This window comes from Pseudoalteromonas simplex (genome assembly GCF_015278155.1).
In the GTDB taxonomy this organism is placed as follows: Bacteria; Pseudomonadota; Gammaproteobacteria; order Enterobacterales; family Alteromonadaceae; genus Pseudoalteromonas; species Pseudoalteromonas simplex.
On the sequence record NZ_JADILN010000002.1, the window covers coordinates 399,782 to 413,311 of the forward strand.

At 42.1% G+C, this 13,530-nt stretch carries 11 protein-coding genes; 5 read left to right on the top strand and 6 right to left on the bottom strand.

The window, feature by feature from the left end; translation table 11 throughout:
* Positions 1 to 51: 51 nt before the first annotated feature.
* The 3 genes from carB to dapB all read right to left on the bottom strand — a co-directional run bounded on the left by carB (position 52) and on the right by dapB (position 5,428).
* Complete coding sequence (gene carB, locus IRQ78_RS05655; RefSeq protein WP_054551508.1) at positions 52 to 3,270, bottom strand: carbamoyl-phosphate synthase large subunit; 3,219 nt, start codon at positions 3,268 to 3,270, stop codon at positions 52 to 54.
* Positions 3,271 to 3,286: 16 nt separating this feature from the next.
* On the bottom strand, positions 3,287 to 4,423 hold the full coding sequence (gene carA / locus IRQ78_RS05660; protein WP_055020805.1) for a glutamine-hydrolyzing carbamoyl-phosphate synthase small subunit: 1,137 nt from the start codon (positions 4,421 to 4,423) through the stop codon (positions 3,287 to 3,289).
* 207 nt (positions 4,424 to 4,630) lie between these two features.
* On the bottom strand, positions 4,631 to 5,428 hold the full coding sequence (gene dapB / locus IRQ78_RS05665; RefSeq protein WP_138600475.1) for a 4-hydroxy-tetrahydrodipicolinate reductase: 798 nt from the start codon (positions 5,426 to 5,428) through the stop codon (positions 4,631 to 4,633).
* A gap of 280 nt (positions 5,429 to 5,708) precedes the next feature.
* Between dapB and IRQ78_RS05670 the strand changes: the two genes are divergently transcribed.
* Positions 5,709 to 7,022, top strand: a complete 1,314-nt coding sequence (locus IRQ78_RS05670; RefSeq protein ID WP_194441728.1) for a Na+/H+ antiporter NhaC family protein — start codon at positions 5,709 to 5,711, stop codon at positions 7,020 to 7,022.
* A 93-nt stretch (positions 7,023 to 7,115) separates the two neighbouring features.
* Positions 7,116 to 7,898, top strand: coding sequence for an outer membrane protein OmpK (locus IRQ78_RS05675; RefSeq protein ID WP_194441581.1), 783 nt, complete (start codon positions 7,116 to 7,118; stop codon positions 7,896 to 7,898).
* Positions 7,899 to 7,973: 75 nt separating this feature from the next.
* On the opposite strand, the gene IRQ78_RS05680 is transcribed toward IRQ78_RS05675, so the two are convergent.
* Positions 7,974 to 8,771, bottom strand: a complete 798-nt coding sequence (locus IRQ78_RS05680; RefSeq protein ID WP_054551513.1) for a M48 family metallopeptidase — start codon at positions 8,769 to 8,771, stop codon at positions 7,974 to 7,976.
* 192 nt (positions 8,772 to 8,963) lie between these two features.
* On the opposite strand from IRQ78_RS05680, the gene IRQ78_RS05685 reads away from it, so the two are divergent.
* Complete coding sequence (locus tag IRQ78_RS05685) at positions 8,964 to 10,163, top strand: Bcr/CflA family efflux MFS transporter (protein WP_194441582.1); 1,200 nt, start codon at positions 8,964 to 8,966, stop codon at positions 10,161 to 10,163.
* A gap of 27 nt (positions 10,164 to 10,190) precedes the next feature.
* On the opposite strand, the gene grpE is transcribed toward IRQ78_RS05685, so the two are convergent.
* Both grpE and IRQ78_RS05695 read right to left on the bottom strand, forming a co-directional pair.
* Positions 10,191 to 10,799, bottom strand: a complete 609-nt coding sequence (gene grpE / locus IRQ78_RS05690) for a nucleotide exchange factor GrpE (protein ID WP_194441583.1) — start codon at positions 10,797 to 10,799, stop codon at positions 10,191 to 10,193.
* Between the two features lie 58 nt (positions 10,800 to 10,857).
* Positions 10,858 to 11,802, bottom strand: coding sequence for an HrcA family transcriptional regulator (locus IRQ78_RS05695; RefSeq protein WP_054551516.1), 945 nt, complete (start codon positions 11,800 to 11,802; stop codon positions 10,858 to 10,860).
* Between the two features lie 120 nt (positions 11,803 to 11,922).
* Between IRQ78_RS05695 and nadK the strand changes: the two genes are divergently transcribed.
* Positions 11,923 to 12,807 (top strand): NAD(+) kinase, encoded by an 885-nt coding sequence (gene nadK / locus IRQ78_RS05700; RefSeq protein WP_166340406.1) that lies wholly within the window; start codon positions 11,923 to 11,925, stop codon positions 12,805 to 12,807.
* Between the two features lie 96 nt (positions 12,808 to 12,903).
* Positions 12,904 to 13,467 (top strand): hypothetical protein, encoded by a 564-nt coding sequence (locus IRQ78_RS05705; protein ID WP_194441584.1) that lies wholly within the window; start codon positions 12,904 to 12,906, stop codon positions 13,465 to 13,467.
* Positions 13,468 to 13,530 lie beyond the last annotated feature (63 nt).

Below are 13,530 nucleotides of genomic sequence, written 5' to 3' on the forward strand. Positions count from 1 at the left end.
ATTATTCTCACTTAATCCCAAGAGCGATTGCCTCGCCCTTGGCACATTTCCTTAGTTCATTCGCTGGTGTAGTTCCTGAACTGACGTCACCTTGCTACGGTCATCTGCTTGGTTTGCAGTACAGTTAGCAAATGCCGCGTTCAGAGTCGTTGTGTAGTTAGTCTTATGCTGTAACGCACCACGACGTAACACCTTCGAATCTTCAATCGCTTGGCGGCCTTCAGTAGTGTTTACAATGTAGCTGTATTCACCATTTTTAATTCTATCAAGAATATGAGGACGACCTTCGTATACTTTGTTCACGCGACGAACTGCAATGCCAGCTTCTTCAAGTGCTTTTGCAGTGCCACCTGTTGCATCTAGCTCAAAACCAAGATCAGTCATGGTTTTAGCTAGTTCAACGATACGTGGTTTGTCACTGTTGCGTACCGATAGTAACGCGCGACCACCGCGTGGTAAAGTGTTGCTTGCACCTAATTGTGCTTTTGCGAATGCTTCGGCGAAAGTTTCACCAACACCCATAACTTCACCCGTTGAGCGCATTTCTGGGCCACGAATTGGGTCAACACCTTGGAACTTAGCAAATGGCAGTACCACTTCTTTTACGCTGTAGTAAGGAGGGATTACTTCTTTTGTAATACCTTGGCTTGCTAGCGACTGACCTGCCATACAACGTGCCGCTACTTTAGCAAGTGCGATACCTGTCGCTTTTGAAACAAACGGTACTGTACGCGCAGCACGTGGGTTTACTTCGATTAAGTAAACTTTACCGTCTTTCACAGCAAACTGTGTATTCATCAGACCTACAACGCCAAGCTCTAGTGCCATATCTGTCACTTGCTTACGCATTACGTCTTGTACTTCAGCTGTTAGTGAGTGAGCCGGTAATGAACACGCTGAGTCACCTGAGTGAACACCTGCTTGCTCAATGTGCTCCATGATACCACCAATGATTACTTGCTCACCGTCACAGATAGCGTCAACGTCAACTTCGATTGCGTTATCTAAGAAGTGGTCAAGTAGTACTGGCGCTTCATTTGACGCTGATACTGCTTCAGTCATGTAACGACGTAAATCGTCTTCATCATAAACCACTTCCATCGCGCGACCACCTAGTACGTACGAAGGACGTACAACCAGTGGGAAGCCAATTTCAGCAGACTTAACAATCGCTTCTTCTAAAGAAGTAACCGTTGCATTCTCTGGTTGAAGAAGGTTTAGACGCTCAACAAGCTGTTGGAAACGCTCACGGTCTTCTGCACGGTCGATTGCATCTGGTGAAGTACCAATAACTGGCACGCCATTCGCTTCAAGCTCACGAGCAAGTTTCAGTGGTGTTTGACCACCGTACTGAACGATAACACCTTTTGGCTTTTCAACACGTACGATTTCTAATACATCTTCAAGCGTGATTGGCTCGAAGAATAAGCGATCAGATGTATCGTAGTCAGTTGAAACAGTTTCAGGGTTACAGTTAACCATGATTGTTTCATAGCCGTCTTCACGTAAAGCTAATGCTGCGTGAACACAACAGTAATCGAATTCGATACCTTGACCGATACGGTTAGGACCACCACCGATTACCATGATTTTATCTTTGTCAGATGGATTCGCTTCACATTCTTCATCATAAGATGAGTACATGTAAGCTGTATCTGAACTAAACTCTGCAGCACAGGTATCAACACGCTTATATACAGGCACGATAGCTAACTGGTGACGTTTCTTACGAATTTCGGCTTCAGAAACACCGGCAATTTCAGCGATACGCGCATCAGCAAAACCTTTACGCTTAAGCTTGCGTAAAAACTCAGCATTTAAACCAGCCATACCTACTTCGCTGATTGTTGCTTCGTCTTTTAAGATGTCTTCGATTTGAACTAGGTACCAAGGGTCAATCTTAGTTAATTCGAATACGTCTTCTACGCTCATACCGTGACGCATTGCATCAGCAACGTACCAAATACGCTCAGCACCTGGCTCACGTAATTCACGGATGATTTTTTCTTTTGCTTTCGGATCATCAAGGGCAACAATTGGGTTAAAGCCCGTTGCACCAACTTCAAGACCACGTAATGCTTTATGTAGCGACTCTTGTTGGTTACGACCAATTGCCATAACTTCACCCACAGACTTCATCTGTGTTGTAAGACGGTCGTTCGAACCTGCGAATTTTTCGAAGTTAAAACGTGGGATCTTAGTAACAACGTAGTCAATTGACGGCTCGAAAGACGCTGGTGTTTTACCGCCAGTGATGTCGTTTTGTAGCTCATCAAGGGTGTAACCTACTGCTAGTTTTGCAGCGATTTTCGCAATTGGGAAACCGGTTGCTTTTGATGCTAGTGCTGAAGAACGCGATACACGTGGGTTCATCTCGATGATAACCATACGGCCATCAACTGGATTCACACCAAACTGTACGTTTGAACCACCTGTTTCAACACCGATTTCACGAAGTACCGCCATCGATGCATTACGCATGATTTGGTATTCTTTATCAGTTAGTGTTTGCGCTGGTGCAACCGTGATTGAGTCACCCGTGTGAACACCCATAGGATCAAAGTTTTCGATAGAACATACGATGATACAGTTGTCGTTTTTGTCACGAACAACTTCCATTTCGTACTCTTTCCAACCGATTAATGATTCATCGATTAAAAGTTCATTTGTTGGTGATAAATCTAAACCACGCTCACAAATTTCATCAAATTCTTCTTGGTTGTATGCAACACCACCACCGGTACCACCCATAGTGAATGATGGACGAATGATACATGGGAAACCGATACGGCTAAGTACATCGTGTGCTTCTTCCATTGAGTGAGCGATTTCTGCACGTGGACACTCAAGGCCAATGTTCTTCATTGCTACGTCAAAACGCTCACGGTTTTCAGCTTTATCGATTGCATCAGCAGTTGCACCGATTAGCTCAACACCATGTTTTGCCAGTACACCGTGCTTGTCTAAATCAAGCGCACAGTTTAATGCTGTTTGACCACCCATAGTAGGTAGTACTGCATCTGGCTTTTCTTTTTCAATGATTTTCTCTACCACTTCCCAGTGAATTGGTTCGATGTACGTCGCATCCGCCATTTCAGGGTCAGTCATGATAGTTGCAGGGTTCGAGTTTACAAGAATTACTCGAAAGCCTTCTTCTCGTAGTGCTTTACACGCTTGTGCACCAGAGTAGTCAAATTCACAAGCTTGACCGATTACGATCGGGCCCGCGCCTAAGATAAGAATGCTTTTTATGTCGGTACGTTTTGGCATTGTTACTCCGGTTAAATTAGTTAGAACGTGCTTGCATCAGGTCGATGAAGTGGTCAAATAATGGCGCCGCATCATGTGGACCTGGGCTTGCTTCAGGGTGACCTTGGAAGCTAAATGCAGGCTTATCTGTGCGGTGAATACCTTGTAGCGTGCCATCGAATAAAGAAACGTGAGTTGCACGTAAATTCGCTGGTAATGTTGCTTCGTCAGCTGCGAAACCGTGGTTTTGCGCTGTGATCATTACAACATTGCGGTCAAGGTCTTTAACTGGGTGGTTACCACCGTGGTGACCAAACTTCATTTTCACCGTTTGTGCACCTGAAGCAAGTGCAAGTAATTGGTGACCTAAACAGATACCAAAGATTGGCGTGTCTGTTTCTAGGAAAGTTTTAATTGCTTCAATCGCGTAAGTACACGGCTCAGGGTCGCCTGGGCCATTTGATAAGAAGATACCGTCTGGGTTTAATGCCAGTACGTCTTCTGCAGATGTTTGTGCAGGAACAACGGTTAATTTACAACCGCGGTCAACTAACATACGTAAGATATTACGTTTAACACCAAAGTCATAAGCAACAACGTGGAACTTCTCGTCTGCTGCTTCTAGCGTTTTAAAGCCTGAACCTAACGTCCAGCTTGATTCGCGCCACTCAAAATTTTCCTTGGTTGAGACAACTTTTGCTAAATCCATGCCTTTTAAGCCTGGGAAGGCTTGCGCAGCTTCAAGCGCTTTATTCTCATCTAACTCGTCGCCTGCAATGATACAACCGTTTTGAGCGCCTTTATCACGTAAGATACGTGTTAATTTACGAGTGTCGATGTCGGCAATACCTAAGATATTGCGTTCTTTTAAGTAATCACTTAACGATTGCTCGTTACGGAAATTACTTGCTAGCAGTGGCAAATCACGGATCACTAGGCCTTTAGCCCAGATTTGACCCGCTTCTTCGTCTTCGCTGTTAGTACCCGTATTACCGATATGTGGGTACGTCAAAGTTACGATTTGTTCCGCGTATGAAGGGTCAGTCAAAATTTCTTGATAACCAGTCATAGACGTATTGAATACTACTTCACCGACTGACATGCCGTCAGCGCCGATTGCAGTACCGCGAAACACTGTGCCGTCTTCTAGGACTAACAGAGCGGATTTAGTCAAGTTAACCTCCTAACAGTAAAAAACGGGAGTAAAGTCATTTGCTCTACTGCCCGTTTATAGCGATTGGAAACACGCATTTATGAATTTTTGGCAAATTGGCGCTATTCTACAGTAAATTAGCATTCAGATCTAATCTTAATTAATAAATTAGTAAAAATAAGCGTTATTAACTAAAAATTCACTGAAACTGCCAAAAAAGAAACTAAACTACTTCAAGTCAAGCACATCTTGCATGTCATAAAGTCCAGCTGGTTTATTTTTCAACCAGCCCGCAGCTCTTACAGCACCTAATGCGAAGGTCATTCTTGAACTTGCTTTATGAGTTAATTCTAGCCTTTCGCCAGAAGTTGCGAAATATGCGGTGTGTTCACCTACTATATCTCCGCCTCTCATGACTGAATAACCGATTTCATTTTGCGATTTTGCGTGTTCGTCATTGCTTCTATCAAAACGCGCGACTTCATCATGCTGCCAGCCTTTTGCCTCAGCAATCGCTTCACCAATTGCCAATGCAGTTCCTGATGGCGCATCGATTTTGTGACGATGGTGGGCCTCAAATATTTCGATATCCATATCATCGCCAAACTTCACAGCCGCAGTCTGCACTAAGTTAAGCAGTAAATTCACACCTACGCTATAGTTGCGGGCAAAAACAATCGGAATGTGTTTCGCGGCATCATTAAGCGCATCAAGATCATCTTGGTTAAGGCCCGTAGTACCAATTACCATGGCGATATTTTTTTCGACCGCTGTTTGCAGGTGGTTGCGCATTCCTTGAGGTAAGGTGAAATCTATCAATACATCTGCATCTTTTACGTCTGTTTCTTTACTAAATGATACATCTGCTGATGCAGCGCTGTTTAATTGATTAACCGCACTATCTAAAAGTGGTGAGTTTTCGCGTACGTACGCGCCCGTTAATGTTGCGTCATCTTTTTTTGAGACTGCTTCTAAAAGTGCAAGTCCCATGCGGCCGTTTGCGCCAAATACACCTATGCGGTTCATATAGTTACCTTATCTATTCTTCTTAGCTGGCTGGATTTTATCGAAAACTCATGTAATAGTCAGGTTAGCTTATAAAAAATACAGAGCTAATTTTAGATTTATTAATAGAACAACAATAATAACAGATAGTCTTTGCATTTAGCCATCTATACATTTAAACTTCTTCCTTTGCGCCGATTTGGTCTTTGGCTTGCGGGCGCTGTTGTTGTCTTTTAGACACAACTAAATACAGCTAAAAGAAGTGTTTGGCTGTGTTATTGGTTATCTAACGAGGAATATGATGCAGCCATCATTTAATAAAACAAAAGCAAAACTTTCTTTGCTGCCGCTTTTGGTGTTTGTCGGCTTATTTTTAGGCGCTGGCTTATACTTACAGTCTCAAGGTGTCGATTACGCCTTCTATCAATTGCCTGCTCCTGTGGCAATTTTACCTGCCATCATGCTGGCGTTTATCTTAAATAAAAATACCATCAACCACAGTGTTGAAACCTTTATTAAAGGTGCTGGCCATAGCAACATCATCACTATGTGTTTGATTTATTTGCTTGCCGGTGCGTTTTCTGCGGTTGCTGGTGCAACCGGTGGTGTTGATGCCGTTGTTAATGCGGGCTTATCACTTATTCCACCTGCTCTGTTACTACCTGGGTTATTTCTAATCGCTGCGGTTGTGTCGACTGCGATGGGCACTTCTATGGGTACTATCGGTGCGATTGGCCCGATTGCTTATGCCGTCGCCCAAAAAACAGGCATTGATCCATCTCTGATGGCAGGCACGATTGTATCGGGTGCCATGTTTGGTGATAACTTATCAATCATCTCTGACACAACTATTGCTGCAACCCGCACGCAAGGCTGTGAAATGAAGGATAAATTCCGTGAGAACTTAAAAATCGCCTTACCTGCTGCGGCATTAACTATCGGCTTATTATTCTTCTTAACCCCTGCTGCAGAAGCTGTAGAGACACAAGACTTCGATATTTTATTAGTGTTACCTTATGCATTTATCTTAATACTCGCGGTAATGGGCTTTAACGTATTCGTGGTGCTGTTTAGTGGTATTATCTTTGCCGCACTCATGGGCTTTACTGGCAGCTATGAAGGTGCAAGCTTTGTTAAAGATATTTATAAAGGCTTTACTGATATGCAGGAAATCTTCTTGCTATCGATGTTTATTGGTGGCCTTTCAGAGTTTATCCGTATTAATGGTGGTCTTGATTATATTGCTAACAAAATTCAAGCAATTACAAAAATCGTTGCAAAATGGCATCGTAAAGTTGCGGATCAATTAGGGATTGCAGCACTGGTTATGACCAGTAACTTATGCATCGCTAATAATACCGTGTCTATTATAGTTGCAGGCCCGATTGCTAAAAAATTAGCGGATGATGGTGAAATTACAGGAAAGCGTTCAGCAAGCTTACTTGATATTTTTGCTTGTGTTACGCAAGGCTCATTGCCGTATGGCGCACAAGCACTTCTACTGGGCGCAACCTTCAAAATTAGCCCATGGGAAGTCTCTACCTCTTCTTATTACTGCTTTATTCTTGCCTTTACTGCCGTTGCAGTAATTTGCTTACGCCGAAATAAAGCATAAGTTAAATAATTTTTTCTCTCGATACGCCCAAATATGGGCGTATCTGCTATAATCTTTCGTTTGTATCCCCCTTTACACCATCAATATTGAGATATGAACTTGAAAAAGATCCTTTCTGTTGCTGCGCTTTGTGCAGTAAGTACTTCGAGCTATGCCGCTAATTGGAGCTCTACGCAATTACACGTTAATAACGGTGAACACAAAAACCCGTTTTCATTGACTAAGTCAAACACCACGGTTGTATCACTACAACATGCGTCTGGTTATGACTATGGCGACAACTTCTTTTTTATTGATTACAGCAATGACGACCGTCAAGATGGTTATCAAGATAAAGACTTTTACGGCGAATGGTATTCAACATTCAGCTTATCAAAAATCTCTGGCAGTGATTTCTCATACGGCGCAATTACTGATGTAGGTTTAACGGCAGGTTTTAATGCCGCAGGCGATTCGAAAGTTCTTAAGTATTTACCGGGTGTAAAACTAAGCTGGCAAGCACCTGGCTTTAGCTTTTTATCTACTTTATTTACCGCTTACATCGATGACAGTGAAGGTGTAGCACGCGGTGGTGCTCCAACTGAAACGAACAGCTGGATGATTGATGTTGCTTGGGGCTACCCATTCACTATTGGCTCACAAAAGTTCAACGTAACAGGCCATGTTGAATACATTGCAGAGCGTGAAAATGAATTTGGCGAAGAGGTTAAAGCGTGGATTTTAGCGCAGCCAATCATTACGTGGGATTTAGGTCACGCAATGAGCATGAAAGAAAACACCTTACTGCTAGGCCTTGAGTGGCAATACTGGCACAACAAGCTAGGTACAGACACAACTGAATCAGTACCACAACTTCACGTTGAGTGGACGTTCTAATAAGCTGAAAGCTGAAAAAATTAAAGCCTGTAGTCATCACTGAGTACAGGCTTTTTTAATTTCTATAGATATTCTTTACAGTTTACACTGCGGGGTTTTACCCTTTGCTCGCGCCGCTTGTTGGGCTTTTAATGCTTCCGACATATGCTTTTGAAGCTCTTTGATGCGGTTACCCGGTGCTGGGTGAGTCGACATAAACTCAGGTGTACCGCTACTGCCAGCTGCACTCATATTTTGCCAAAGCGAAACTGATTGCTCTGGGTTAAACCCTGCTTTTGCCATTAAATCTAAGCCAACAATATCCGCTTCTGATTCATGTGAGCGGCTAAATGGTAAAACAACACCATACTGTGCGCCTAAGCCTAAGGCTTGCATAATTTCGCCACGATATTGAACATTACCCATATCAAGTGCTGCACCACCAACTTGTAGTCCTGTTTGTAACAGTGCGTTTTGTGATACACGCTCATTAGAATGCTCAGCAATAACATGTGCAACTTCGTGACCTAGTACTGTAGCCAATTGGTCTTGGTTTACAGCGACTTTTAATAAACCTGTATGAACACCAATATACCCCCCCGGTAATGCAAATGCATTTGCTGAATCTTCTTCAAATACAACAACTTCCCAAGACTGCTTGGCATACTCGTTAGGTAAAACCGCAATAACATCATCGGCAATACACTTTACATAAGCATTGACACCTGGATCAGTATTAACAGGCTGTGTTTTTTTCATTTCAGCAAAGCTTGCTTGACCCATTTGGCTCATTTGTTGATCTGAATAAAGTGCGATTTGGGTACGTCCCGTAGGAGAGGTTTTACAGCCAGCTAAAACAGCGGTGGCTAACACTGCCATGATTAACTTTTTCATACTAGTCCTTCAAATACTTTGTGTAATTGAGGCTAATATAGCAAAGCATTGCTTAATTTTATATGAAAATGAACAATCACCCACTCAGTTGTTACCATTTAGTTAATTCTTTTACTTAGCAGGCAAACTAAGTTCACCACAGTGACTCACACTGCTACAATAGTGACCTACTATTTGATGAATGAGTAAACAATGCCTTCCCCTGAGACTTTAAATAAACGCATTTTATTACCTTTACTGGCAAGTATTGTCGCGATTACGCCTTTGGCAATTGATCTATATTTACCAGCGATGTTGGTGATTGCCAACGACTTGCAAACAACCATGCCAAATGTGCAAATATCACTCAGCATTTATTTAGCAGGTTATGCTCTTGGCATGCTTTTTTTTGGCCCGATTGCCGATGAACTTGGCAGGCGATTACTCGCTAAGGTGGGTTTAGCGCTATTTGGTATTAGCTCATTAGCACTTGCATTTTGTACTAACATCGAATTATTTTGGTCTTTAAGAGCTGTGCAAGCATTCACAGGTGCCGCTGCAACCGTTGTAGTGCCGGGTATTATTCGCCACATTTACCGAGAGAACACAGCCAAAGGCATGTCTTACGTCTCGATGATCATGATGGTTGCCCCGTTAATTGCTCCTACTCTAGGCTCATTGATCATGGGTATTTCGACATGGCAGGTTATTTTTATTGCATTGGCGGCCTACAGTTTTGCTATTTTAGCCTTGGTGCAAATTCATTTAATCGATATTCCAATTTTTAAGAGTCAGCAACGTGGCTTGGCATTGTTCTTTAATAGCTATAAAACGGTATTTTCTCGTCGTAGTGCCCTTGCCGATATTGCCAGCTCAATGTTTGCCTCATTCGCATTCTTTTGCTTTTTAACATCGGTACCTTATGTATACCTCGATTTCTTCAAAGTAGATGAGCAATTGTTCGGTGTGTTATTCGCCTTTAACGTGTTGGCTTTAATGTTCGGTAACTTTATGAATACACGTTTAGTGCGGCGCTTGGGTTCTCGTAAACTGTTGTTTATTGGCCTTAGCATTGGCTTTGTGTCTGGTGGGGCATTGTTATTATTCAGTGTGATGCATTTATCACTGTATTTTATCGTAGCAAGCATCGCACCACTGATGATGAGCTTAGGTATTATAGCGAGTAATGCGGACTCATTGATACTGATGCAATTTGAGGAAAAATCAGGCACTGCAACAGCTGTTATTGGTACCCTGAGATTCGGCAGTGGCGCTCTCGTTGGGCCTATCCTTGCATTTGTTCACCCACAAAGTGCGATTCCATTTTCTGCGATGATGTTCAGCGCACTGATACTTATCTTACTCGTGCAGCTTTGGCATCGAAAATTGGACAAAAAAAATGCCTGTGATTAACAGGCATTTTTTATTTTTCTTTAAAGCTTATTCAGCTTCTTTTGATACCATAACCATTGCAGGGCGTAATAAACGGCCGTTTAATGTATAGCCTTTTTGCATTACTGCAAGAACAGTATTAGGTGCTACATCATTGCTTGGTTGAATTGACATTGCTTGATGGAATTCAGGGTTAAATTGTTCACCCTGTGGGTTAACAATTTCAACACCGAATTTTGATACCGCATCATTAAAGCTCTTAACAGTCATTTCGATACCTTCAAGTACAGGCTTAAGCTGCTCATTTTCTTTATCAGAAAACTCAATCGCACGTTCTAGGTTATCGATAACTGGTAATAATTCGTTAGCAAACTTTTCAAGTGCAAACTTATGCGCTTTTTCTACATCTTGAGCGGCACGACGACGCATGTTCTCAACATCTGCAGCAGCACGAACAACACTGTCTTTTTGATCGTTAATCGTTTGTTTAGCCGCTTCTAATTCGCTGTGTAGTAAAGCGATTTCAGCTTCAGGGCTCATTTCTTCGCCGTCAACTTGTTCAGTTGCTTTTTCTGCAGCTTCTACTTCAGCTTGCATTTGTTCAAATTCTTCGTTTAGTTCAACTTCTTGCTCTGGTGATTTTGTCTGCTCAGACATAGCTTACATGCTCCAATTCTTTACAACTGCGGTAATTATGGGGATTGAATTAAAAGATTCAAGAGGCTGATGAGCCGATTAACTTAAATTCTTGGATGATTGCTTCTATTTGCGCTGATTTTGGACAAATTACGCAAAATCGGCTCTGGTATTCATGGTTATTAAAATAAGGAACGCTGATCACCATCAACTCATTACAATCTGTAAATGGCAATTGTTCTGTGTTTAATACCGATACACCATTTTTAAATGCAAGTTTATCTTCAACAAAATTTAAAAACGATACACCTATATTTAAACTGGTTTGACAATCAACTTGGCGGTAAAGGTAGTTTTCACCGACCACAATACTGTTGTCTGAACCAAGCTTTTGGCTTAATTGTCGCGTCCATTGTGTTAGTGAGTCATGGCAATTATTTGGTGCCGTGCCTGCCATTGCCTGCATACGATATAAGCCTTCCATTAAGGTTTGCTGACTAAACACTGTATTAAGCCAAGTAGCAAACTGGTAACGAACGGCATCAGATGAATCTTCAGGTTTGGTAATGCAAATGTTATGGCTTTGCCCTGCTCTATCTATTAGTAGAATTAGCCAATTGCTACCATCAAAATCAAGTACCTCTACTCGAAAGACCAACTGTGAGCTGACTTGAGGTAAGCCCACACAACAACACACTTTATAGCGCTGACTCAAACCATGGGCAAGCTCGACTAATTGTGCTTGCTCAGGCTGCCAATATGGTGCGATTTCAGGTAGAGCAAAAAACTCATCAAGCCAATAATCAAAACCGGCATTGGTTGGTACGCGGCCAGCAGAAGTATGCGGCGAATAGAGTAAGCCCACTTTTTCTAGCCGTGCCATAGCATTACGCACTGTAGCTGAACATACCGCCATGCCTTTTTGTTTGGCAATACGAGTTGAGGCTACAGGCTGACCTTCCCCGTTACAGTAAAGGCTCATCACAGCTGAAAAAATTTGTTGGTCGCGCGGATTTAATTTCATAATTCATACATCTTGCTTCTTGCCAGTGGATATTTGGGCGCAGCAAGTTTATTTCAAGTTATTTTCAAAGCATTAATTTTTAATGTAATCTATCGATATGAAAGTTTAAGTGCAAATAACATGGATTCACCGTTTAAAACCATAGGTTTAATTGGCAAACCTAATCACAGCGGGGCAGCTGCCACACTTGCTCGCCTGCACACATTTTTGCGAGCCTTGGGTTTCGAAGTGCTAGTAGAACAGCGCACTGGCCGTCAACTTGAAGACCTTCCTCAAGAAAACCTAGTTAAATTGGTAGATTTAGGTGAACGAGCAGACTTAGCCATAGTCGTCGGTGGTGATGGCAATATGCTTGGCGCAGCTCGAGTATTAGCGCGTTTTGATGTCGCTGTGATTGGCGTAAACCGTGGCAACTTAGGCTTTTTAACTGACTTAAACCCAGAAGGTTTTGAAGCGAGCCTAGAACAAGTGTTAAGTGGCCAGTTCCTTGAGGAAAAACGCTTCTTGCTTGAAGTTGAAGTATATCGCCATGCCGAACTGAAAAGTGCAAACTTGGCAGTGAATGAAGCGGTACTTCATGCTGATAAAGTTGCGCATATGATCGAGTTTGAGGCCTTTATTAATAACGACTTTGTATTCTCTCAACGCTCTGATGGATTAATCGTTTCAACACCAACTGGCTCAACAGCCTATTCATTATCTGGCGGCGGGCCTATTTTAACCCCTGAGCTGAATGCGATTTCATTAGTTCCTATGTTCCCGCACACATTATCAAGCCGTCCTCTTGTGGTTGACGCTGACAATGAAGTACGTTTAAAGCTTAGCCTCGAAAATACCGACAGCCTACAAGTCAGCTGTGATAGTCACGTAGTTTTAGCTGTATTACCTGGTGACGAAGTAGTGATTAAAAAAGCTGACAAGCGTCTACGTTTGATTCACCCAAAGGAATACTCTTACTACAATGTATTAAGAAAAAAATTAAATTGGGGAAGCCGCTTATTTTAAGTGGCTTTTTTTATCTCAAGCTAATTGCCAAGGCGTATTGATTAGCGCAAAATAATAAGACTAAAAGCTGTATTTTTTAAAGGATTCTAAGGCGAAATGAGTTATATCGTTTTTCTTGCTCTATTATTACTTATCACCTTACTAGGTTGTTACTGGGTGGTTGAGAGCAATCGTCGTAAAGCTATTGAAGCTGAAAAAAAACGTTTTAATCAACGAGTCAAAGAAATCAATAATGACTTTAAAAATAAATTAATTGATTTTAGCGAAGGCAAAATTATCCGCCCTAAGAATATTTCGCGCCTAAATATGATCACCAGCAATTACTTTGTAGTGCAAGCGCACAATGAAGAAAATCTCACTTACCTCGAATTCATTAGCGATTTGCTTATCAACACAATCATAATGGAAGCCAGTAAAGCGCAAAGCCCTGAGGAAATTGATCAGCTCGCTGACAGGTTACAGTATTTTATGGCTGAATTGCCTAACAACGGCATCGAGTACAATAAAGCGTTTTATCAAGAAGCCTTACCATCGCTGATTGAAGTAATTAAATATCAGCCCCCCACCGATTTACAGGACGATCAGCCGCTAGCCCAGAGCACGCAAGCTGCAAATGAATCAGTCCAAGAAAATCAACTGCCAGAATTAAGCAAAGCTTAAAAATTTAATTTGCAAAACCCGAAAACACTGTATAAATTAACAGTTAATTGACTGGATGGATAA

Coding starts and splice junctions, on each gene's coding strand:
- carB (WP_054551508.1), bottom strand. CDS start 3,270: ATGCCAAAACGTACCGACATAAAAAGCATTCTTATCTTAGGCGCGGGC.
- dapB (WP_138600475.1), bottom strand. CDS start 5,428: ATGAACCGCATAGGTGTATTTGGCGCAAACGGCCGCATGGGACTTGCA.
- IRQ78_RS05670 (WP_194441728.1), top strand. CDS start 5,709: ATGCAGCCATCATTTAATAAAACAAAAGCAAAACTTTCTTTGCTGCCG.
- IRQ78_RS05675 (WP_194441581.1), top strand. CDS start 7,116: ATGAACTTGAAAAAGATCCTTTCTGTTGCTGCGCTTTGTGCAGTAAGT.
- IRQ78_RS05680 (WP_054551513.1), bottom strand. CDS start 8,771: ATGAAAAAGTTAATCATGGCAGTGTTAGCCACCGCTGTTTTAGCTGGC.
- IRQ78_RS05685 (WP_194441582.1), top strand. CDS start 8,964: ATGCCTTCCCCTGAGACTTTAAATAAACGCATTTTATTACCTTTACTG.
- grpE (WP_194441583.1), bottom strand. CDS start 10,799: ATGTCTGAGCAGACAAAATCACCAGAGCAAGAAGTTGAACTAAACGAA.
- IRQ78_RS05695 (WP_054551516.1), bottom strand. CDS start 11,802: ATGAAATTAAATCCGCGCGACCAACAAATTTTTTCAGCTGTGATGAGC.
- nadK (WP_166340406.1), top strand. CDS start 11,923: ATGGATTCACCGTTTAAAACCATAGGTTTAATTGGCAAACCTAATCAC.
- IRQ78_RS05705 (WP_194441584.1), top strand. CDS start 12,904: ATGAGTTATATCGTTTTTCTTGCTCTATTATTACTTATCACCTTACTA.